Consider the following 20,707-nt stretch of genomic DNA (forward strand, 5'->3'; position numbering starts at 1 on the left):
GCGCCGGGCACGCCGCCGCGCACCGGCACTCACCGCGGCCGCCGCCGTGGTCGCCGTGGCCGCGGTGTTCGCGCCGATCTTCGTGAGTCAGGGCGACGGGCCGGCCCGCAGGCCGACCGGAGCCGGCTCGGCGCCCGCCGAGGCCAAGCCGGACCTCCCCGAGCTCGGCAAGGTCGTGCGGGACGGCGAGTCGCTACGCGCGTTCGGGTACCTGCGCGGCGACCGGTACTGCACGATGATCGTGCCGCCCGGCGAGCCGACCGTCCGGCCGACGTGCGAGCCGGTGCCGACCTGGCCCGGCGACTCGCTGGTGCACAGCCGCGAACTGCTCAACGGCGACCCGGCCGACGACACCGGGATGCTCGCGAAGCGGCTGGTCTTCCTCACCGACCCGCGGGTGGTCACGCTGACCGCGAGGCGCGGCGACGGGTCACCGGTGACGGTGACCGAGTTCGACCGCAACGAGCACGCGGCCGCGTTCCTCGCCGACTTCGCCGGCCCGGTCGTCGGCTTCGGCTACACGGCGCGGGACGGCCGCGGCCGGGTCCTGGCGGAAGCGATCGGCTGACCCCTCGGTCGCACGTCGTTCACGCGATGCCCTTGTCCCACTGGTTCCGCTCTCCTACGGTCACCCCGTTCCGACTGACCAGGAGGCTTCGCGTGTCATCCCCCGAAAAGTCCCGGCTCCTTCCGCTCCTGCCCAACCATCCGCTGGGCCGGGCGGCGGTGACCTGCCGATACCGGTGTGGGAACGCCTGTGCCCACGAGGCGCCCAACACGTCCGGCAACACCTACTTCGGAGACGTCGTCGGCGAGATCGTCGCCCGGCGCAAGCTGCTCAAGGCCGGCGCCGTGCTGGCCGTCGCGGGTGCCGGCGTGGCCGCGCTCGGCTCCAGCGCCGCCGCCGCACCCCGGCCGAACGGCCAGGCCACCGGCCAGGGCCACGGCGGCACCGGGCTCGACTTCGAGCCGGTCGCGCCCAACACCGAGGACGCGGTCGTCGTGGCTCGCGGCTACGAGCACGAGGTGCTGATCAAGTGGGGTGACCCGGTGATGCCCGGCGCGCCGGAGTTCGACTTCGCGAACCAGACCGCGGCCGCCCAGGCCATGCAGTTCGGCTTCAACAACGACTACTGCGGCCTCGTCGAGGTGCCCGGCCGCCGGAACCGCTGGTTCATGGTCAACAACCACGAGTACTCCAGCGAGCTCTTCATGTTCCACGGCTACGACGCCGACAACCCGACCCGCGAGCAGTTCGAGATCGGCCTCGCCGCGCACGGGCTGTCGGTCGTGGTGGTCGAGAAGAACCGCCGCGGCCGCCTCGAGGTGGTGATGGACCCGCGGTACAACCGCCGGATCACGCTCAACACCCCGTTCACCGTGCGCGGCCCGGCCGCCGGGTCCGACCTGCTCAAGACCTCAGCCGACCCGACCGGCACCGTCGTGCTGGGCACGATGAACAACTGCTCGGGCGGGCTCACGCCGTGGGGCACGATCCTGTCCGGCGAGGAGAACATCCACCAGTACTTCGGCAACGCCGACGCGGTCACCGACCCGCAGGCGCGCGCACGCCTGGCCCGCTACGGATTCCCGGCAGAGGCGTCGGACCGCAAGTGGGAGCGCTTCGAGCGTCGCTTCGACCTCGCGCAGGACCCGAACGAGGCCAACCGGTTCGGCTGGATCGTGGAGATCGACCCGCAGGATCCGACCGGCAACCCGCTCAAGCGCACCGCGCTCGGCCGGTTCAAGCACGAGGGCGCGAACGTCATCGTGGCGAAGGACGGCCGGGTCGTCGCGTACATGGGTGACGACGAGCGGTTCGAGTACCTGTACAAGTTCGTCTCGGACGGCCGGCTCAAGCGCGGCGGCGGCCGCCACGTGCGCGAGCACAACAAGCGCCTGCTCGACACGGGCACGCTGTACGTCGCGAAGTTCACCGGCGACAGCCCGCCCGAGGAGATCGACGGCTCCGGCACCCTCCCGTCCGACGGCGAGTTCGACGGCGTGGGCGAGTGGATCCCGCTCGCCCACAACGACAGGTCCTTTGTGGACGAATTCACCGCGGAGGAGGTCTACGTCTTCACCCGGACGGCGGCGGATGCGGTCGGCGCGACGAAGATGGACCGCCCGGAGGACGTCGAGCCCAGCCTGAAGACCGGCCGGATGTACGCGGCGCTGACGAACAACACCGACCGCGGCGCACCGGACAAGGAGGGTGCGACCGAGGTCAACCCGCGGGTGGCGAACAAGCACGGGCACGTGCTGGAGCTGGCGGAGTCCGGCCGGGACAACACGGGCACGCGGTTCGCCTGGCAGCTGATGCTGGTGTGCGGCGACCCGAACTCGCCGGACACGTACTTCGCCGGCTACGACAAGTCGCAGGTCAGCCCGATCTCGTGCCCGGACAACGTGGCGTTCGACCGCAAGGGCAACCTGTGGATCTCCACGGATGGCAACGCGCTGGAGACCAACGACGGGTTGTTCGCGGTGCCGGTGGAGGGGCGCGAGCGCGGGTACGTCAAGCAGTTCCTCACGGTGCCGATCGGCGCGGAGACCTGCGGTCCGGTGGTGGAGGACGACTTCGTGCTGGTGTCGGTGCAGCACCCGGGCGAGGTCGACGACGCGAGTGCCGACAATCCGGCGTCCCACTGGCCGGAGGGCGGCGACAGCCAACCACGCCCGTCGGTCGTGGCGGTGTACGAGAAGCGGTAGCGGAACGGGCCGCGCTCCGGCGGAGCGCGGCCCTTTCGTACTGTTGGGCCATGACCGACCGGCCACTGGCCCTGATCACCGGCGCGTCCCGGGGCATCGGCGCGGCGGTGGCCGCCGCCCTGGCGGACACGCACGACCTGCTGCTGGGTGGTCGAGACGAGGCCGCGCTGGCCGCGGTCGCGGCGGACCTGCCGAGTGCCCGCCCGTGGCCGGTCGAGCTGACCGACTTCGCCGCCGTCCGCGAGGCGGTCACCGGGGTTGGTCGTCTGGAGGTTCTCGTGCACTCGGCGGGCGTGTCCCGCCTGGGCGCGCTGACGGACGTGTCGGCCGCCGACTGGCGCGACTCGTACGAGGTCAACGTGGTGGCGGTGGCCGAGCTGACCAGGCTGCTGCTGCCGGCCCTGCGCGCGGCCGCCGGCCACGTGGTGCTGATCAACTCCGGCTCCGGGCTGAAGGCGAACCCCCGCTGGGGCCCGTACGCGGCGAGCAAGTTCGCCCTTCGTGCGTATGCCGACGTCCTCCGCGCCGAGGAGCCGACGCTGCGCGTCACGTCGGTCCACCCGGGCCGCACCGCGACGGACATGCAGCGCGTGGTCCGATCCTTCGAGGGCGGCGACTTCGAGCCGGCGAAGTACATGGATCCGGCCTCGGTGGCGGGCATGATCAAGGCAGCGATCGCGACCCCGCCGGACGCCCACGTCCACGAACTGATCATCCGCCAGCGCCCCTGACTCCCGCGCTGACTCCCGCGAGGTTGTCCACAGGCCGTCGCCGACGCCCACTTTCCGTCGGTGGTCACGAATAGACTGGAAAGCGGGGGGCCCCCGCGAGTCCCGAGTTGTCCACAGGTCTCGGCGTCACCGGCCCTTCGTGTCGGTGGTCGCAAGTAGACTGGAATCAGGGGGACCCCCGCGAGGTTGTCCACAATGCGGGCCGGTGTCCACAGTTCCGCGTCCGCGCCCCGGAATCGTCGGTCGGGGTCGGTACGCTGGATTTCGGGGGCCGGAGGCCACCCCGCGGCCGCGCGCGAGTGCCGGTGTCAGCGGAGGCGGCTGGTCACCTCTCCGGCCGTAGCCTGGACCTTTGCTCTGTCCACTGTGGTCGGTTCGTGGTCGGCGACCACCTTCTCGCCGCCGACCCAGACATCCCGCACCAGGCGGGCACCCGCGGCCCACACCAGGTTCGCCAGTAGGTGCTCGTCGGGGACGTCCAGGCCCGCGGCGAACGCCGGGTCGTCCACGCCGACGTGCACCAGGTCCGCCCAGCGGCCCGTCTCCAGCACGCCGACGTCGTCGCGGCCGATCGCCTCGGCGCCGTCCCTCGTGGCCATCAGCAGCACGTCCGCCGCCACCAGCGCGGATGAGTCCATTGTGGACAAGCGGGCGAACATGGCGGCCAGGCGCATCTCCTCCCAGAGGTCCAGGTCGTCGTTGCTCGCGGGGCCGTCAGTGCCCAGGCCCACCGCCACGCCCGCCGCCCGCATGGCCGTCACCCGCGCGATGCCCGAGGCCAGCTTCGCGTTCGAGCCGGGGCAGTGCGCCGCCCCGACTCCGGCGGCGGCGAGCTCGGCTATGTCCTCATCGGACAGATGGATCGAGTGCGCGGCCAGCACCCGGCCGCCGAACAGCCCGACCTCCCGCAGCATGCGGGGCACCGAACCGTACTTCGCCCGCTGCGCGGCATCCTCCTCCGCCGACTCCGCCACGTGGATCAGCACGAGCGCGTCCCGCGCCCGTGCCGCCTCGCCGACCAGTGTCAGCGCCTCCGGCGACAGCGTGTACGCCGCGTGCGGGCCGTAGGCCAGCTCGACTCGGCCGGCCCGGTCGCAGAACCGGCCGTCGACGTCGATCCTGGCACTGATCTCGTCCAGCTGCGCTCGCCAGTTGTGGCCCGGTGTGTCCACGACCGCCGCGCCTACCACGGCCCGCTGGCCCGTCGCGGAGAGCGCGCGCACCAGGTGGTCGGTCTGGAAGTACTGCTCCACGCTCGTGGTGATGCCGCCGCGGAGCATCTCCACCGAACCCAGCAGCATGCCCGCCTCGATGTCCGCCGGTGTCAGCTTCGCCTCGGCCGGCCAGACGACCTCGGTCAGCCAGCGCATCAGCGGCAGGTCGCCGCCCATCCCGCGCAGCACGGTCATCGGGCTGTGTGCGTGCGCGTTGATCAGGCCCGGGAGCAGGATGCCGGGCAGCGAGCGGACCGGAGCGTCGGATGCCGGCGCGCCGGCGAGCGGGCCGACGTAGCCCAGGCGGCCGTCGGGGGTGACGTCGACGACCGCGTCGCGCAGTACCGAGCAGGCCTGGTCACAGGGCAGGACGATCGGGGCACGGAGACGCATGCGCGCGATCCTGCCAGGCGGCTCACCGCACCGATTCGTCGTCCCATGCCACGAACGCCGGGCGGTTCGGCGCGACGGTCGCGGGCAGGAAGCCGGCCACGGTGTGCTGGATGGTCACGCCGGCCGCGTCGAAGGAGTGCACCACCGCGCGGTTGAGCTCCACGGTCGCCCGGTCCCGCCACAGCGTGCGCTCCGAGGACACGTCCAGGCCCAGCCGCTCGGCGATGTGCCGGACCAGGCCGTACGCGCCGTCATCCGCGAACACGTCCTCGCCGATCGCCTGGCAGATGTACACGCCGTTGAACGGCGCGGCCGGGTACGTGATGCCGCCGATCACCAGCCGCATGTTGCTGATCACCGGCACCGCGTGCCAGCGCAGCCCCAGGCCGGCGAACCACGGCAGCTCCGGGTGCTCTAGCGCCACCTCACGCACGACGTCGCGCGGCAGCGGGTGCAGCGAGACGCCCTCGTGCGCGGTCTGCACCACCAGCGGGAGCTTGTCGAACGCGCCGCGCCCGGTCGGTGGCCGCCAGCCGAGCCGGCACACGGCGTTCGTGAACTCGACATAACGCCGGTCGCCGACCACGCGGCCGGGCTCGGCGTAGCCCGCGTAGCGCACCAGCTGATCGTTGCGGATCCGCGGGCCCGGCCGCCACGGGGTGTCCGGCGCGAACACGCTGACCATCGGGCGAACCCGGCCGCCGTTGGTCGCCGCGCGCAGGTGTTGCACGCACTGTGCGGCCACCTCCGCGCTGTCGCGGATCTCCCGCAGGTCCCGCACGAGCAGGCCGCGCCACGGCACGTCGGCCGGGCACCAGCCGCTGTCGCGCAGCGCGAGCCGGGCCCCGAACGCCAGCTCGGCCGGCTTGTGCCGGTAGGTGCCGGTCGCGGCGATCTCCGCGCGCACCTTCGCGAGTCGCGCCTCCACCTGGCCGGCCTTCGGGCGCGCGCGGTGGAACGCGCGCAGGAACTCCTCGGCGGCGAGATATGTGGACATGGACCGGCGGCCGGCCGCCGCGGGATCGCCGGCACGCTGCGACTGTCGTCCGGCGGCGGCGAGGGGTCGTGGGGGCGGGAGGGCCTCGTCGCGCAGTGCGGTCACGTTCGTGGATATCGGCCCAACTGGGGACAGGCTCGATTACCTGGTCGTGTGTTGTCTGCCAAGGGGCCACTACGCACCGTGGATGGTCGACGAACGGTTCATACCCGTTCGAAGATCAGATCGCGGCTGACGCGTCCCTCCTCCTCGGCCCGGCTCTCGAACTTCGTCCGCGGCCGCCACCGCGGTCGTGGGGCCCACGACGCGTGGACGTTGCGCAGCAGCGGCTCCGCCTCGCAGACCGCGAGCATCTGCTCGGCGTAGTCGGCCCAGTCGGTCGCGAGATGCACTCGCGCCCCGGGCTCGAGGCGGGACGCCACCAGCGCCATGAACCCGGGCCGCACCAGCCGGCGCTTGTGGTGCTTCTTCTTCGGCCACGGGTCCGGGTAGAAGATCCGCACGCCGGCGAGCGAGCCGGGCGGGACGTTCCGCTCCAGCAACACCACCGCGTCGCCGCGCAGGAGCCGGAGGTTGTCGATGCCCATCGCCTCGGCCCGCATCATCAGCTGCGCGAGGCCGGCCTGGTACACGTCGACCGCCAGGTGGTTCACCGACGGGTCCGCCTGCGCCAGGGCCGCCGTCGTCTCCCCCATCCCGGGCCCGATCTCCAGGATCACCGGTGCCGGCCGGCCGAACCAGCCGTCGACGTCGAGCGCGCCAGGCGGCAGCGAGGTGACGTCGCGGCCCAGCGTCGGCCACAACCGGTCCCACGCGCGGGCCTGGCCGACCGTCACCCGCCCACCGCGGTTGACGAAGCTGACCACCGTGCGGTGCCGCGGCGTGCCGGCGATGTCGGAGGGCGTGTCCACCCGCACGACACTAGGCGGGCGGCAGCGACTCCAGGTACGCGAGGTTCGCGCGCAGGTCGGCGAGCCCGCGCACGGCAACCGGGTCCGGCGCCGGGCCCGCGTGCACCCGGTACACGTCGATCCAGCCGGGGTGGCGGTCGGTGAGCATCAGCGTGGTGGGCACGCCCGGCTCGGTCAGCGTGCGCTCCGAGGGGACGTACTCCCAGTAGCCCGAGTCGCCGTCGGTGTTCCACGGGACGTAGACCCAACCCGTGCGGCTGGACAGCAGCTTGGCCACGCGGTCCTCGACGGCGAAGCCCTCGGCTCGGGTCTGCAGGTTGCCGGCCGCGATCGCGCGCAGCCACCACGGCGCCGGCGCGGTCGGGTCGGCCTTGCGGATCGTCTGGTACAGCGCCACCACCTGCTGCTCCGGCGCGCGGTGCAACCACGATCGCCGGGCCTGGGCGGGCGCCGTCGCGTCCTCGTCGCCCCACTGCTCGATCGCCTGCGACCATTCGAGACCGATCAGCGGCTCCACGCGCAGGGCGCCGGTGGCCGACGAGGATGACATCGACGATGGGTTGGACGAGCGACGTTGCTCAGCCGCGGAGACGGCTTCGAAAAACGGGCCGGTGTCAACCACCGTCACAAGTCAACCTCCAAGGACGCCCACGTTATGGAGTGAGGCGCGGTCGGGACTGCTCACCACGATATGACCCGACGAGCAGCTCGTTGTCCGCCCCATATGGCCGAGGTCACAATCACTTAACGTGGTCTTAACCCAACCGTTTGATGTAAAGCACGTGGCCCCGTCCATCTCACTCATCGGACCTGGCCGTCCTCCCGTTACCGCCTCGCGACTTTCCACACGCTTGAACGGCGTTCTTCATCCGAATGGCGGCGGACCCGAACAGCGGAGCGGATCCGAACAGCACGGAGCCCGGGCCACCCCCCGAAGGTGACCCGGGCTCTCCCCCTGCCTACCGCGGACCGCCGGTTCGCGGCCCCGATCCGCCTCCCCTCCCGGCGGTCCGCGGCATGGTCATGACGCGGTCACGCGTCCCGCTTGTTGGCCGTGTAGATCGAGATGGTCAGCAGCACCAGCGCGAAGCCGACGAAGTAGGCGGCCGCCCACCACGGGCTCAGCGTCGCGTTCGACGGTGGCGGGCCCTCGCTGACGAGCCGGCTCGTCGGGTCCGGGTCACCGGTCAGGAACCGGTTGGCCACGTAGAACGGCATCCACTGCTGGATGTCGTCGCCGACCTTCGGGATCAGCGCGACCAGGCTCTCGACGAGCTGCGAGTAGACCAGCAGCAGCGACACCGCGCCGGCGGAGTGGCGGATCAGGACGCCGACCGCCACCGCGATCACCGCGGCCGCGGCGTAGACCAGACCCACGCCGGCCGTGGCACGCCACTCGAAGGCGGTGTTGATGCCGAGGTTGGCACCGGGCTCGATCAGCTTCGAGATCGCGACCGAGCCGAACGCCACGACCTCGCCGACCAGGCCGGCGAACAGCGCCACGACGGTGGTCTTGGCGAGCAGGGCGGCGGTCCGGTTCGGGACCGCCTGGAACGTCGCCCGGATCGTGCCGAAGCGGTACTCCGTGGTGATCGCCAGCGTCGCCATCACCATGATCACGACGAGCCCGAAGCCGTAACCGAACTGGGACGACGCGATCGTCGGTTGGTTCTCGGTGTCGACGCCGGCGATCAGTGCGGCGAACCCGATCGTGACCGCGAGGGCCACCAGCGTGCACCACATCGGCGAGCGAGTGGTGAAGAGCTTGATGCGTTCAACGGCGAGCAGAGTCATCGGTTCACTTCCCGGCAGGCATGAGGTCGGCGGCGGTCGCGGCCGGGTCGGCGTCGTCCCCGACCGCGGCGTGGTACTCGACGGAGTCGCCGGTGAGCTGGATGAAGGCCTCCTCGAGCGAGCCACGCTGCGGGCTCAGCTCGTGCAGCACGGCGCCCTCGGCCGCGGCCAGCTCACCGATCGTGGCACTGTCCATTCCGGTCACGACGAGGCACTCGCCCTCGTCCCGGACGGTGGCGCCCTTCTGGCCCAGCGCCGAGCGCAGCTGCGCGAGCTGCGGGCTGCGCACCAGGACGGTGTTCTCGGTCGCCTGCGCCACGAACTCCTCGGTGCTGCACTGCGCGATCAGCCGGCCACGGCCGATCACGACGAGCTCCTGCGCGGTCAGCGCCATCTCCGAGAGCAGGTGGCTGGACACGAACACGGTCCGGCCCTCGTCGGCCAGCCGGTGCATGAACCGGCGAATCCACAGGATGCCCTCCGGGTCGAGACCGTTGACCGGCTCGTCGAACAGCAGCACCTGCGGGTCGCCGAGCAGCGCCGCGGCGATGCCGAGCCGCTGGGACATGCCGAGCGAGAACCCGCCCGCGCGGCGGTTCGCGACGTTGGTCAGGCCCACGAGGTCGAGCACCTCGTCGACGCGCTTGACCGGAAGCTTGTTGGACCTGGCGAGCCAGCGCAGGTGCGCGCGAGCGGTTCGGTTGGGGTGCATCCACTTCGCGTCGAGCAACGCGCCGACCGTGCGGAGCGGGTCGTGCAGCTCCCGGTAGCGCATGCCGTCGATACGGACGCCGCCGGCGGTCGGCGCGTCCAGCCCGAGGATCATCCGCATCGTGGTCGACTTGCCGGCGCCGTTCGGGCCGAGGAAGCCGGTGACCCGTCCGGCCTGGACGGTGAACGACAGATCGTCCACCGCGACCGTCTTCCCGTAGCGCTTGCTGAGGCCGACTGCCTCAATCATGGTCTCTCCCTGGTTGTTCTGATTCCCCTTGACGCAAATGGTGTCGGTACACGGGGGTTCCGCACGTCCACCTGTGGTCGCCAGTTCAGGTCAACTTCTGGGAGTAGCGTCCATCAGCCGAAAGGTTGGTTGTATCCGTTACGACCCTGAAACCGACCCTGATTCGTGGTCACCCTGAAGTAGGGGTTCCGGCGGGAGTCTCGCGCAGGGTGGCTGAGTGAGTTCTCAGTGTTCCCCGGGACGGACGAGACCGGTCTCGTACGCGAGCACGACGGCCTGCACGCGGTCCCGAAGGTCCAGTTTGGACAAAACGCGGCCCACGTGCGTCTTCACCGTCGCCTCGGACAGGAACAGCTTGCGGGCGATCTCGGTGTTGGACAGTCCCTGCGCGATCAACAGCAGGACCTCACGCTCGCGCTCGGTCAGCACGTCGAGCACGGCGGCGTCGCGCAGCTGACCGCCGGCGGCCCCGAGGAAGCGGTCCAGCAGCCGCTTGGTCACGCTCGGCGAGACGACCGCGTCGCCGCTCGCCACCGAGCGCAACGCGGACACCAGCTGCACCGACGGCGTGTCCTTGAGCAGGAACCCGCTGGCCCCGTTGCGCAGGGCGGACAGCGCGTACTCGTCGAGGTCGAACGTCGTCATCACGAGCACCTTGGCGAAGCCCTGCTCGGTGATCAGCCTGGTCGCCTCGACGCCGTCCAGCACCGGCATCCGCACGTCCATCAGCACCACGTCCGGGCGCAGCTCCCCCGCGAGCTCGACGGCCTCCTTGCCGTTGCCGGCCTCGCCGACGACGGTCATGTCCTCCTGCGCGCCGAGCACCATCCGGAACCCGACGCGCATCAGCTCCTGGTCGTCGACGAGCACCACCCTGATCACGTGGGCCAACGTAGCGCCTCAGTCCACGGCGAGGGGCAGCCGTGCGTGAACCAGCCAGCCGCCGCCCGGTCGCGGCCCGGCGTCGAGCGAGCCGCCGAACACCAGTGCCCGCTCGCGCATGCCGATCAGCCCGTTGCCGCCGGACACCCCGACCAGCGTGCCCACCGACTGCCGGCCGTCGTCGGCGATGTTCAGCCGCACCTCGTCGTTCGTCCGCTCCACCCGCACCACGGCCTTCGTGCCGGGGCCGGCGTGCTTGAGCGAGTTCGTCAGCGCCTCCTGCACGATCCGGTAGATCCCGAGCCCCACACCGGCCGGCAGGTCGTCCACGTCGCCGACGATCTCCAGCCGCACCGGCAGCCCGACCGCGCGTACCCGCTCGGCGAGCTCGGACAGCGACTGCGTGCCCGCCGGCTGCGGGGTCCGCTCCTCGCCCGCCTCCTCGCTGCGCAGCACACCGAGCAGCCGGCGCAGCTCGGTCAGGGCCTCGCGCCCGGTCGCGGAGATCGTCTTGACCGCGCGCTCCGCCAGCTCCGGTTGCGAGTGGATCGCGTACGCGGCGCCGTCGGCCTGCACGACGATCACGCTCACCGCGTGCGCCACGACGTCGTGCAGCTCGCGGGCGATCCGCGCGCGCTCGGCCGCCACCGCCATCTGCGCCTGGTGGTCCCGCTCGACCTCCAGCAGCGCCAGCCGCTGCTCGACCTCCGCGTGGTAGGCCCGGCGCGCACCGGCGAACTCGCCCAGCGTCCAGCACAGCGCGATCGACAGGATCGACACGGTCGTCGAGACCAGCCATGTCCCGGTCGTGTTCGACTGGATCCCCAGCTGCACGACGCTGATCACCACGTTCGCCACCGCGTACAGCAGGGCCGGCCGGCGGCCGACGTAGGCGACCAGCGTGTACAGCGCGATGCACGTGGCGGACAGGGCCGCCACGCCCAGCTGGAGCGCCGAGTGCGGGATGCCGACGACAAGCACCACCCACGCGGCCGGGATCGGGTACTTGCGGCGGAACACCAGCGGCACGACGACGCCCACGACGATCAGGACGTTGACGTACCAGGGCGGCGGCTCGTCCGCGGGACTGGCCACCCGGGCCACGAAGATCAGCACATCGAACAGCGCGACCGCGCCGGCGAGGAGGCTGTCACCCACCATCGGGTGTGCCTTCATCCACAGGCTTAACCGGCGCACGGGCAAAGCGTAGGCAAGGTGATCGCGGGCCGTCGTCAGGCGCAGGTCGTACGGTCGCTACGCCGTGAGGTGGACAGGGTCCGCTAGCTTTGTATCAATCAGGCGATACAAAGAGGTGCCGTTGTGGACTCCCACTGGGTGACGAGCGTGCTCGTGCCCTCGGTCATCGTGGCCGCGCTGCTGCTGCTCCTGCTCTGGCCGACCGAGCACAGCGGCCGGCGGGTGCTGCGGACGTGGGGCATCGCCGAGCCGACCGCGCCGCAGATCCGGGAGGCGGTCCGGTACCTGCGCCAGCGCCGGGTCCTCTACGTCGCGCTGTTCCTCCTGCTGCCGCCGGTGGCCGGGCTGGTCTGGCCCACCGGGGACGACGACGGGACGCCGGGCGACATCCTGCTGCCGCTGCTCGCCGCCATGCTGATCGCCGAGCTCGTCGCGACGCTGCGGCCGGTGAGCGGGATCCGGGTCGCCACGCTGGACCCGCGCGGCTGGCGCGACCTGGTGCCGCCCTGGGCGATCGCCGTGACCGCCGTCCTCGCCGGCTGGGCCGCGGTGCTCGCCGTGCTCGGTCTGTCGGCACAGCCGTGGGCCGACCGGTACCTCGCCGCGCTGCCACCCGACGGTGTCCCGCAGCCGCCCACCGACTGGACTATCGACCTCGACCCGGACGTCCGCGCCGCGCTGGCCGAGCCGAGCGGCTGGTTCACGCTCGGCGGCGTCGCCTGCTGCCTGGCCGTCGTGAGCGCGCTGGTGTACCTCGCGGTCCGCCGGCCGTCGGTGTCCGACGCGGAGGTCGACGTCGCGCTGCGAACCAGGACCGCGCGGGTCGCCGTGGCCATCGGGTTCCCGTGGCTCACCGGCCTGGTCCACGACGGCCAGCAGCGGATCGCCATGCTGGCCGGCCACGGTGGCGACGGGCTGCCGCTGCCGCGCGCGCCCGGCTGGCTCACGCACGACTTCGGCCACCTCGTGGAGATCGTCGACCTCGTCGTGCTGGCCGGCGCGCTCGTCTGCTGGATGTGGCTCGCCGTGCCGAGCCGGCGCTCGCTCGAGCGCGTCCCGCGGTGACCGCGCCGAGAATCGTCGTCGACCCGGACAGCGGGGTCGCGCCGTGGCGCCAGGTTCGTGACCAGCTGCTGCACCTCGTACGGGTCGGCGCGCTGCCGGTGGGCAGCCGGCTGCCGGCCATCCGCCAACTGGCCGGCGACCTCGGGCTCGCCGCGGGCACGGTCGCGCGGGTCTACCGCGAGCTGGAGGCGGCGGGCGTGCTGCGCACCGCGCGCCGGGCGGGCACCGTGGTCGCGGCCGTGCCCGGCGAGCCGGCCACGGACCCGTGTGCCGACCCGCGTGCCGACGCCCTCGCCCGCCTCGCCGCCGACTACGCCGCCCGCGCCGCCGCACTCGGTGCCGACGCGCGGTCCGCGGCCGACGCGGTCCTCGCCGCCTGGCCGCTGGATGTGCGGTACCAGGCGCCGGTGACTGAGCGGTCATGGCACGATCACTGATGCACGGTGGTGCCTTTCACGAGGGGAGTGACGCGTGACGACGGCTACCGAGCAGCAGCATGTCGCCGGTCCGTTGTCGGCCGCGGTGGCCCACCTGTGCACCCGGCTGCAGCCGCAGGTCTCCGCGCGTACCGCGGCCGGTTTCCGCGAGGTGCTGCGCCGGCTGTCCGCGCCGCTGCAGGTCGCGGTGGCCGGGCGGATCAAGTCGGGCAAGTCGACGCTCGTCAACGCGCTGATCGGGCGCCGGGTCGCGCCCACCGACGTCGGCGAGTGCACCCGGCTGGTCACCCGTTTCCAGTACGGCACGGTCGACCGCGTCGAGCTGGTGTTCTTCGACGGCCGCAAGCAGGTGCTGCCGTTCGACGCGGGCGGGATGATCCCGGGCGACCTCGAGGTCGACTTCGACCAGGTGTCGCACCTGGAGGCCTACCTCACCAACGCCGTGCTGCGCGACCTCACGGTGATCGACACCCCGGGCCTCGGCTCGCTGGACGACGCCTCGGTCAAGCGCACCGAGCAGCTGCTCGGCGCCGCCAAGCACCGCAAGCCCGACGAGTCCGACGGCGGGTCCGACGGCGAGGAGTCCGATGACGAGCTCGATCCGACCTCGCGCAACGCCGTCGCCGGCGCCGAGGCCGTGCTCTACGTCGTCACCCAGGGCGTGCGTGCCGACGACCAGCAGGCGCTCGCCGCGTTCACGGCCGCCACCGCGAGCCGCGACGCCGGCCCGGTCAACGCCATCGCCGTGCTGAACAAGGCCGACACGATCACGCCCGAGTCGGTCACCGGGTCCGACGGCGACGTGTGGAAGGCCGCGAGCCTGCTCGCCGAGAAGCAGGCGCAGACGCTCAAGCCGCGGGTGGCCGACGTCATCCCGGTGATCGGGCTCTTGGCCGAGTCCGCCGAGTCCGGCGGGTTCACCTCCGCGGACGCCGACGCGCTGCGGTCGCTGTCCAAATTGGACGACGCGACCTGGGAGACGATGTTGGTGTCCGCGGACATCTTCACCACCTGGGAGTGCGAGGTTCCCAGCGGCACCCGCGCGCGGCTGCTGGAGACGCTGGACCTGTACGGCATCCGGTGCGCCGTCGACGCGCTGCGGGCCGACCCGGAGCTCACCGCCGGCTCGCTGCGCCGCACGCTGCTCAACGCCTCCGGTCTCGCGGGCGTGCGCATCCGGCTCGACGCGGTGTTCCGCGCGCGGGCCGACGGCATCAAGGCGGCCGCCGCCCTGGCGTCGGTCACCGCGCTCGCGCACGCGTCGGGCGACCCGGGTGAGCGGCAGCGCGTGCACGACGCCATCGAGGTGTTGCTGGCCAAGCCCGAGGCGCACCAGCTGCGGTTGCTCGAGGCCCTCACGTTGGTCACGTCCGGGGCGGTGGCGATGCCCGAGGACCTGGCCGAGGAGGTGCTGCGGGTCGGCAGCACCGCGGACGTCGGCGAACAGCTCGGGTTGAAGGGCCGCCCGCACAAGGAGCTGTCCGCGTACGCGCTCGAGCGGGCCGGCTGGTGGCGCTCGTTCGCGTCGTTCGGTGCCACACCTGCGCAAAGCCGGGTCGCGCACGTCGTGCATCGCGCATACTTCCTGATCTGGCAGCAACTTCGCGAGCAGGCGGGGTGAGTGGGGACGATGGCTTCCTGGTTCAAACGCGGCAAGGACGACTCGGGCGTGCGCGGCGGTGACTCGTCCGAGTCCACGGTCGAGGTCAAGGCGTCGGTGATCGCGGACGCGGCCCGTACGGCCGGACAGCAGACCGGAGGGCAGACCGGGCAGACGCGGGCGGGCATCGCCGCGGACGGCCTGGTGACCGGCGGCGACCTCACGGCCGACAGCCAGCCCGCGAAGGAGGGCGGCCCGCTGCTCGACCAGGCCCTGGCCGAGCGCAGATCCCTGGTGCAGCTGTGCCTCTACGCGCTCGACCGGGCACGCAGCGCGGGCGTGGCCGAGCGGCTCGAGGAAGGGCTCGCCGGCATCGGCGTCACCGCGCTGCGGCCGGACGGCGTCCGCTTCGACCCGGCGTTCCACGAGGCCGGCGGCACGGTGGCGACCACCGACGAGACGCTCGACGGCGTGGTCGCGGAGACCGAGGTGGTGGGCTTCGCCGACCGCGGCGAGGTGCTCCGAGCCCCGATCGTCACCGTCTACAGCAAGGCGGCGCAATGAGTGCCCCGGCCAAGCAACTCTCGCTGCCCAAGCAGGTCGCGCAGGCACGGGAGCAGCTGCTCAAGATGTTGCGCGAGTCCGACGAGGACGCCGCCAAGTGGGTCGAGGAGATCCGGGCCAAGCGGCGGGCCAAGCCGTCCGCGGTCGTCGTCGGCGAAACCAACCGGGGCAAGAGCTCGCTGGTCAACGCGCTGCTCGGGCGGCCCGGTCTGTCCCCTGTGGACGCTGACGTGGCCACCGCGACCTACCTCCTGTTCAGCCACGCCGAGCAGTGGGAGGCGCGCGCCTGCTACCCCGGGCAGCTGGCGCCGGTCCCGGTGGACATCGGCGAGCTGGTCCACTGGGTGTCCGCCGGCCACCAGCTGCCGGCCGGTCAGCTGCCGCCGCGCTACGTCGAGGTCGACGGCCCGGTCGAGCTGCTCGAGAAGTTGTCCATTGTGGACACGCCGGGCGTCGGTGGGCTCGACTCGGTGCACGGTGAGCTCGCCGCCGAGGCCGCCTCGTCGGCCACCGCGCTGCTGTTCGTCGTCGACGCCTCCGCGCCGTTCACGCTGGGCGAGCTGAACTTCCTGGCCGGGGTGGGCGAGCGCGTCGAGACGATCATGTTCGCCCTGTCCAAGGTGGACCAGTACCGCGGCTGGCGGCAGGTGCTCGAGGCCGACCAGGCCTTGCTCGCCGAGCACGCGCCACGCTTCGCCGGCGCGACGTTCCACCCGGTGTCCGCGCGGATGTATGACATGGCCGCCAAGGCGCCCAACGCGGAGGCCGCCGCCATGCTGCGCGACCGGTCCGGCGTCGAGGCGCTGCGCTCCGCGCTCACCAACCTGCTCGTCGACCGGTCGGTCATGCTGACCGAGGCGAACACCATGCGCGCGCTGTCGACCGCGCTCGGCCAGCTGGGCATCAAGCTCGAGTCCGAGCGGCGGGCGCTGTCCACCGGCGAGGAGGAGGCCGAGTCGCTGCGCGCCCGCAAGGAGGAGCTGACCGGTGAGCGGCGCTCCTCGACCAAGGGCTGGCAGGTCCGGATGCGCAGCGAGGTCCAGCGCGCCCGGCTGGAGAACAACCACGAGGTCGCCCGCCAGATGCGTGACCTGCAGTCGTGGTTCCGCCAGGCCATCGACGCCGCGGACCGCGACGCGCTGCCCACACTGCCGGCCCAGGTCGACGCCGCCATGCAGATGGTGTCGGGCCGGGTCGGCGCGTCGGTCAACGCGCGGCTGAACCGGGTCACCGACACCGTGCTCGCCGACCTGTTCTCCGCCGAGGAGCTGGAGATGATCCGCGCGCAGTTCGCCCGCGCGGGTCATCCGCCGATCGTGTTGCGCCCTCCGGAGAAGCGGCAACCGACCACCGAGGACAAGCTGCTCGTGTTCACCGGTGCGACCGGTGGGCTCGGCGCGGGCTCGATGATGGCGCGGTTCCTGCCGGGGGTCGGCGCGGTCGGCGCGGGGGCGAGCCTGGGTGCCACGATGCTGGCGCTGGCCCCGGTCGCGGTCATCGGCCTCGGTGCGGGCTGGTGGCTGCAGCGGACCCGCAAGCACACCGCGGACAAGCAGCACATGAAGCAGTGGCTGTCGGAGTCGATCCTCGATGCACGGTCCACATTGGACCAACTGGTGTCGGAGCAGCTGATCGAGGCGGAGTCCCAGCTCGCGCTCGCGCTCGACGAGGCGCTCGGCAAGCGCATCGCGGGTATCGAGGAGGAACTCCGAGAGGTTGACAAAGCCTTGCGACTTGACGCGTCGGAGCGCTCGAAGCGGCTGGGCGTGGTAAACAAGCGCCTGACGGAGGTCACCTCCGGGCGGGAACGTGCGGAGAAACTCCTCGCCAGCATCCGTGTGGTCCGGGACCGTGCCTGAAGGTTCGGGAACCGGACGGGTCTACGGTCAGTCCCATAGTGGCGCAACAACACAGTCAGGACTTCTTCCCAAGAGGGGGCAACCCGTGTACGTGGACGACGACACCTCGACCGACGACACCTCGACGACCGACACTGACGCCGCTGGTCAGGACGAGCTGACCGTCGAGGTCGACGGCACGGAGTATGAGGTCGAGGAGAACTACGACATGGACGGCGACGGCGCCAACGACACGGCGGTCGTCGAGAGCGAGGACGGCGGCTACCTCGCGTACGCGGACACGGACGCCGACGGCACGGCCGACGTCGCGGTGCAGTACGACGCCGAGGGCAACATCGTCGCGGGGGCCGAGTACGACGCGAGCACCGGCGAGTGGCGCGCGGAGAACGTCGACACGCTGCCGACGCCGACCGGTGACGGCGCGGACGACGCCTCCGGCTCCGACACCACGGACACGACCGACGCGTCGGAGACCTCCGACGACACGTCCGCCGCCGAGGGGGACATCACCGTCGACATGCCGGGCCAGGACGTCAACGCGGGCCCGGCCACCTACGACACCGACGGCGACGGCACCAACGACACCGCGGTCGTCACCGACACCGACGGCACGACCTACGCGTTCACCGACACCGACGGCGACGGCTCAGCCGACCAGGCCGTCGTGATCGAGTCGGACGGCGGCGTGACCGTGGCCGAGCACACCGGTGAGGACGAGTGGACCGTCACCGAGGAGGGTCAGATCAACTCGGACGGTACGTACGAGTCGGAGAACACCGGATCGGGCACGGGTTCGGACTCCGGGGTCGACACCGGCTCGGACACCGGCTCGGACACGGGCGCCGACACGAGTGCCGGGTCGGACTCGGTCTGGGCCGAGCGCTGAGTCGGACCAGCTGCCCCCACAATCGAACAGGCCATCGATCCCGGCGTCCTCGGACGTCGGGATCGGTCATGTTCAGATCCCCGACTCGTACGATTGTGTGCTGAATCGATTCCCGAATCGGTCTTGTGAGAGAACCGACACGATCGGACTCGGTTAGTCGCCGTCGATCTGGTTAACCTCTTTATATCCCAACGCGGCATGCCCCGTCCTAGGCCCGGGCGGGGTCTTCGCCGTTCTTTCAGGACGCCGATGTCCGGCCTTGGACGACGGCGTCCTGTTGACTTTCGGCGTCAGTCAGGAGACGAGACGAGATGACGGCAGTGGCAATCCCGGGTGTGGAGAACGCACCGACGAAGCACCGGCGGCTCCTGTCATGGGTACGTGAGGTGGCTGAGCTGACCACGCCGGACGAGGTGGTCTGGGTCGACGGTTCCGAGGACGAGTGGAACCGGCTGACCAGCGGGCTCGTCGAGGCGGGCACCTTCACGCGCCTGGCCAAGAAGCCGAACTCGTTCTGGGCCGCGTCCGACCCCGACGACGTCGCCCGGGTCGAGGAGCGGACGTTCATCTGCTCGGTCGACCCCGCCGACGCCGGGCCCACCAACAACTGGATGGACCCGGTCGAGATGAAGTCGATCATGACCGAGCTGTACCGCGGCTCGATGCGTGGTCGGACGATGTACGTGATCCCGTTCTGCATGGGCCCGCTGTCCGCGGCCACGCCGATGCTGGGCGTGGAGATCACCGACTCCGCCTACGTCGTCCTGTCGATGAAGATCATGACGCGGATGGGCACCCGGGTCCTGGACAAGTTCTTCGACGACGACGGCGACGAGCGCGACTTCGTGCCGGCCCTGCACTCGGTCGGCAAGCCGCTCCAGCCCGGCGAGCAGGACGTGCCGTGGCCGTGCAGCGAGACGAAGTACATCACCCACTTCCCCGAGGAGCGGCTCATCTGGAGCTACGGCTCCGGCTACGGCGGCAACGCGCTGCTCGGCAAGAAGTGCTACTCGCTGCGGATCGCCTCGGTGATCGGGCGGGACGAGGGCTGGCTCGCCGAGCACATGCTGATCCTGAAGCTGATCTCGCCGGAGCAGAAAGTCTACTACGTCGCGGCGGCGTTCCCGAGCGCGTGCGGCAAGACCAACCTCGCCATGCTCGAGCCGACCATCCCGGGCTGGAAGGTCGAGACGCTCGGCGACGACATCGCGTGGATGCGCTTCGGAGAGGACGGCCGGCTCTACGCGGTCAACCCCGAGGCCGGCTTCTTCGGCGTCGCCCCCGGCACCGACTGGCACACGAACCCGAACGCGATGCGGACCGTCGCGCGCGGGAACTCGCTGTTCACCAACGTCGCGCTGACCGACGACGGCGACATCTGGTGGGAGGGCATGGGTGAGCCGCCCGCCCACCTGACGTCGTGGAAGAAGCGGGACTGGACGCCGGACGCGGACGAGCCGTCCTCGCACCCGAACTCGCGGTACTGCACGCCGATGGCGCAGTGCCCGATCCTCGCCCCGGAGTGGGACGACCCGAAGGGCGTGCCGATCTCGGCGATCTTCTTCGGCGGCCGTCGCGCCACGACGATCCCGCTGGTCACCGAGTCGCGCGACTGGCAGCACGGCACCTTCATGGGCGCCACGCTGTCGTCGGAGACCACGGCCGCCGCGAAGGGCAAGGTCGGCGTGGTCCGGCGGGACCCGATGGCGATGCTTCCGTTCATCGGCTACCACGCGGGTGACTACTTCCAGCACTGGATCGACACCGGCAAGCGGGCCGACGCCGACAAGTTGCCGAAGATCTTCTACGTGAACTGGTTCCGGCGCGACGCGGACCGTAAGTTCCTGTGGCCGGGCTTCGGGGAGAACTCCCGGGTGCTGAAGTGGGCCATCGAGCGCATCGAGGGCAAGGCGGCCGCCACCGAGACCTCGATCGGCTACGTGCCGACCGCGGACGACCTCGACCTGTCCGGCCTGGACACCTCGCGCGAGAACGTCGAGGCAGCACTGAAGGTCGACGAGGACGAGTGGCGCGCCGAGCTTCCGCTGATCGAGGAGTGGTTCGAGAAGGTCGGCGACAAGCTGCCGACCGTGCTGCGTGCCGAGCTGGAGGTGCTCAAGCAGCGACTCGGCTGAGGTTTGGTATCGATTCGGGGGGACCACTCGCGACAGTGGTCCCCCCGAATTCTGCAAGTTGCATCATGGTCGGTGGGGTCGCGGCGTCCACTCTGTACGTAGCGCCGTGATCGTGGGAGGTCGTGCCATGTGCGAGACCGACAGATGCGACAAGTGGAGCTGGCGGTTGTCCCGCTACGACGACCGCGTGCACGCGTTCGTGAGCCACGAGCGGCCGGCGAGCTTCGTCGAGGCGGCGTGTACTCACAGCGTGCCGATCGACAAGATCATGAAGTCGCACGCGGGCTCGCGATGCGTCGCGTGCTTGCTGATCGTGGGCGATCACCTGGCCCAACACCACCAGCTGGGTGCCGGTATCTAGTTGTCCAC

General features: G+C 71.2%; 19 protein-coding genes. 11 read left to right on the top strand and 8 right to left on the bottom strand.

Annotated features, from left to right (window positions below):
* The 3 genes from ACRDTB_RS12970 to ACRDTB_RS12980 all read left to right on the top strand — a co-directional run.
* Positions 1 to 568 (top strand): hypothetical protein (locus tag ACRDTB_RS12970; RefSeq protein WP_431430402.1); only part of this gene is annotated, 568 nt, incomplete at its 5' end.
* 92 nt (positions 569 to 660) lie between these two features.
* The gene (locus tag ACRDTB_RS12975) at positions 661 to 2,712 is read left to right on the top strand and encodes a PhoX family protein (RefSeq protein WP_431430403.1); all 2,052 of its coding nucleotides are present in this window, start codon (positions 661 to 663) and stop codon (positions 2,710 to 2,712) included.
* 50 nt (positions 2,713 to 2,762) lie between these two features.
* Complete coding sequence (locus tag ACRDTB_RS12980) at positions 2,763 to 3,443, top strand: SDR family oxidoreductase (RefSeq protein ID WP_431430404.1); 681 nt, start codon at positions 2,763 to 2,765, stop codon at positions 3,441 to 3,443.
* Positions 3,444 to 3,751: 308 nt separating this feature from the next.
* Here ACRDTB_RS12980 and ACRDTB_RS12985 read toward each other — a convergent pair whose 3' ends face one another.
* The 8 genes from ACRDTB_RS12985 to ACRDTB_RS13020 all read right to left on the bottom strand — a co-directional run bounded on the left by ACRDTB_RS12985 (position 3,752) and on the right by ACRDTB_RS13020 (position 11,771).
* Positions 3,752 to 5,050 carry an amidohydrolase family protein gene (locus tag ACRDTB_RS12985; protein ID WP_431430405.1) on the bottom strand — a complete coding sequence of 433 codons (1,299 nt, stop codon included), beginning with the start codon at positions 5,048 to 5,050 and terminating at the stop codon, positions 3,752 to 3,754.
* 22 nt (positions 5,051 to 5,072) lie between these two features.
* Positions 5,073 to 6,152: a nitric oxide synthase oxygenase gene (locus tag ACRDTB_RS12990; RefSeq protein ID WP_431430406.1), complete on the bottom strand. Its 1,080-nt coding sequence runs from the start codon at positions 6,150 to 6,152 to the stop codon at positions 5,073 to 5,075.
* A gap of 98 nt (positions 6,153 to 6,250) precedes the next feature.
* The gene (gene trmB / locus ACRDTB_RS12995) at positions 6,251 to 6,958 is read right to left on the bottom strand and encodes a tRNA (guanosine(46)-N7)-methyltransferase TrmB (RefSeq protein WP_431430407.1); all 708 of its coding nucleotides are present in this window, start codon (positions 6,956 to 6,958) and stop codon (positions 6,251 to 6,253) included.
* A 10-nt stretch (positions 6,959 to 6,968) separates the two neighbouring features.
* Positions 6,969 to 7,508, bottom strand: coding sequence for a hypothetical protein (locus ACRDTB_RS13000; protein WP_431430409.1), 540 nt, complete (start codon positions 7,506 to 7,508; stop codon positions 6,969 to 6,971).
* Positions 7,509 to 7,990: 482 nt separating this feature from the next.
* Positions 7,991 to 8,752, bottom strand: coding sequence for an ABC transporter permease (locus tag ACRDTB_RS13005; protein WP_431430410.1), 762 nt, complete (start codon positions 8,750 to 8,752; stop codon positions 7,991 to 7,993).
* 4 nt (positions 8,753 to 8,756) lie between these two features.
* Entirely contained in the window at positions 8,757 to 9,713 is a 957-nt protein-coding gene (locus ACRDTB_RS13010) for an ABC transporter ATP-binding protein (RefSeq protein WP_431430411.1), read from the bottom strand.
* Between the two features lie 225 nt (positions 9,714 to 9,938).
* Positions 9,939 to 10,595, bottom strand: a complete 657-nt coding sequence (locus ACRDTB_RS13015; RefSeq protein ID WP_431430412.1) for a response regulator — start codon at positions 10,593 to 10,595, stop codon at positions 9,939 to 9,941.
* Between the two features lie 18 nt (positions 10,596 to 10,613).
* Positions 10,614 to 11,771, bottom strand: coding sequence for a sensor histidine kinase (locus tag ACRDTB_RS13020; protein ID WP_431430463.1), 1,158 nt, complete (start codon positions 11,769 to 11,771; stop codon positions 10,614 to 10,616).
* Between the two features lie 144 nt (positions 11,772 to 11,915).
* Here ACRDTB_RS13020 and ACRDTB_RS13025 point away from each other — a divergent pair, with 144 nt between their 5' ends.
* From ACRDTB_RS13025 to ACRDTB_RS13060, 8 genes are all read left to right on the top strand, one after another.
* On the top strand, positions 11,916 to 12,857 hold the full coding sequence (locus ACRDTB_RS13025; RefSeq protein ID WP_431430413.1) for a hypothetical protein: 942 nt from the start codon (positions 11,916 to 11,918) through the stop codon (positions 12,855 to 12,857).
* A complete protein-coding gene (locus ACRDTB_RS13030; RefSeq protein WP_431430414.1) occupies positions 12,854 to 13,294 on the top strand; it encodes a GntR family transcriptional regulator in 441 nt (146 codons plus the stop codon). The genes ACRDTB_RS13025 and ACRDTB_RS13030 overlap by 4 nt, the downstream gene beginning before the upstream one ends.
* 34 nt (positions 13,295 to 13,328) lie before the next feature.
* Entirely contained in the window at positions 13,329 to 14,915 is a 1,587-nt protein-coding gene (locus tag ACRDTB_RS13035; RefSeq protein ID WP_431430415.1) for a dynamin family protein, read from the top strand.
* 9 nt (positions 14,916 to 14,924) lie between these two features.
* On the top strand, positions 14,925 to 15,458 hold the full coding sequence (gene grpE / locus ACRDTB_RS13040; RefSeq protein ID WP_431430416.1) for a nucleotide exchange factor GrpE: 534 nt from the start codon (positions 14,925 to 14,927) through the stop codon (positions 15,456 to 15,458).
* Positions 15,455 to 17,317 carry a dynamin family protein gene (locus tag ACRDTB_RS13045; protein WP_431430417.1) on the top strand — a complete coding sequence of 621 codons (1,863 nt, stop codon included), beginning with the start codon at positions 15,455 to 15,457 and terminating at the stop codon, positions 17,315 to 17,317. Before grpE ends, ACRDTB_RS13045 begins: the two co-directional genes overlap by 4 nt.
* An 85-nt stretch (positions 17,318 to 17,402) precedes the next feature.
* Positions 17,403 to 18,203, top strand: a complete 801-nt coding sequence (locus ACRDTB_RS13050; RefSeq protein WP_431430418.1) for a hypothetical protein — start codon at positions 17,403 to 17,405, stop codon at positions 18,201 to 18,203.
* 311 nt (positions 18,204 to 18,514) lie between these two features.
* Complete coding sequence (locus ACRDTB_RS13055; RefSeq protein ID WP_431430419.1) at positions 18,515 to 20,338, top strand: phosphoenolpyruvate carboxykinase (GTP); 1,824 nt, start codon at positions 18,515 to 18,517, stop codon at positions 20,336 to 20,338.
* A gap of 127 nt (positions 20,339 to 20,465) precedes the next feature.
* Positions 20,466 to 20,699, top strand: coding sequence for a hypothetical protein (locus tag ACRDTB_RS13060; protein WP_431430420.1), 234 nt, complete (start codon positions 20,466 to 20,468; stop codon positions 20,697 to 20,699).
* The last annotated feature ends 8 nt before the right edge of the window (positions 20,700 to 20,707 follow it).

This window comes from Actinophytocola sp., assembly GCF_050699935.1.
Taxonomy (GTDB): domain Bacteria; phylum Actinomycetota; class Actinomycetes; order Mycobacteriales; family Pseudonocardiaceae; genus Actinophytocola.

Coding starts and splice junctions, on each gene's coding strand:
- ACRDTB_RS12980 (WP_431430404.1), top strand. CDS start 2,763: ATGACCGACCGGCCACTGGCCCTGATCACCGGCGCGTCCCGGGGCATC.
- ACRDTB_RS12985 (WP_431430405.1), bottom strand. CDS start 5,050: ATGCGTCTCCGTGCCCCGATCGTCCTGCCCTGTGACCAGGCCTGCTCG.
- ACRDTB_RS13000 (WP_431430409.1), bottom strand. CDS start 7,508: ATGTCATCCTCGTCGGCCACCGGCGCCCTGCGCGTGGAGCCGCTGATC.
- ACRDTB_RS13005 (WP_431430410.1), bottom strand. CDS start 8,752: ATGACTCTGCTCGCCGTTGAACGCATCAAGCTCTTCACCACTCGCTCG.
- ACRDTB_RS13010 (WP_431430411.1), bottom strand. CDS start 9,713: ATGATTGAGGCAGTCGGCCTCAGCAAGCGCTACGGGAAGACGGTCGCG.
- ACRDTB_RS13020 (WP_431430463.1), bottom strand. CDS start 11,771: ATGAAGGCACACCCGATGGTGGGTGACAGCCTCCTCGCCGGCGCGGTC.
- grpE (WP_431430416.1), top strand. CDS start 14,925: ATGGCTTCCTGGTTCAAACGCGGCAAGGACGACTCGGGCGTGCGCGGC.
- ACRDTB_RS13045 (WP_431430417.1), top strand. CDS start 15,455: ATGAGTGCCCCGGCCAAGCAACTCTCGCTGCCCAAGCAGGTCGCGCAG.
- ACRDTB_RS13055 (WP_431430419.1), top strand. CDS start 18,515: ATGACGGCAGTGGCAATCCCGGGTGTGGAGAACGCACCGACGAAGCAC.
- ACRDTB_RS13060 (WP_431430420.1), top strand. CDS start 20,466: ATGTGCGAGACCGACAGATGCGACAAGTGGAGCTGGCGGTTGTCCCGC.